At 42.4% G+C, this 787-nt stretch carries 1 protein-coding gene; it reads left to right on the top strand.

The genetic code is table 11. The features are described 5' to 3' along the window. Positions 1–787: AMP-binding protein (locus ACS8FD_RS19355; RefSeq protein ID WP_439277058.1), on the top strand; the 787-nt coding region annotated here is incomplete at both ends.

Raw genomic sequence — 787 nt, 5'->3', positions numbered from 1 at the left:
GATGCAGGTGATGTGGTAGCGGTTATGGACTGGGATAGTCATCGCTATCTTGAGTCTTATTTTGCAGTACCTATGTCGCAATATATTTTGCAGACGGTCAATATCCGTCTGTCCCCAGAAAAAATTCTTTATACCATTAATCATGCCAAGCCTAAAGTATTGATGCTCAATTCTGAATTTGCGCCTTTGGTTAAAGATTATCAGTTTGAAAACTCAAGTATTGAGCATATTATTTGGTTAGATGACAATGGTGTGTCGCATGAAGGTGTCTTTGGTGGTAATCAAAGTCGCGTAACAGGTGAGTATGAAGCGTTATTAGCAGCGGCTGACACTACCTTTGACTTTCCGGATTTTGATGAAAATACTATTGCCACAACCTTCTATACTTCAGGAACGACAGGTGATCCAAAAGGCGTGTTCTTTAGTCATCGCCAATTGGTATTACATAGCCTAGCGGAAGCTGCGTCACTTGGTATGCTGCCCAATAAGCAAGGCGTCAGCTACGGTGATGTCTATATGCCGATGACACCGATGTTCCATGTCCATGCCTGGGGCTTTCCGTTTACGGCCACGATGATTGGTTTAAAGCAAGTTTATCCAGGACGTTATGCGCCCGATACTTTGTTAGATCTAATCATTAATGAAGAGGTCAGTATTACCCACTGCGTACCAACGATATTACAAATGGTACTCAAAGAGGCGCAAGATCGAGATGTTAGCTTTAATGGGCTAAAAATGATCATTGGTGGTTCAAGGTTAACAGAAGGTTTAGCCAAATCCGCATTGG

This window comes from Psychrobacter sp. 1U2, from assembly GCF_051847575.1.
The sequence above is the reverse complement of the archived record's forward strand: the minus strand, read 5'-3'. Positions and strand labels throughout refer to the sequence as shown.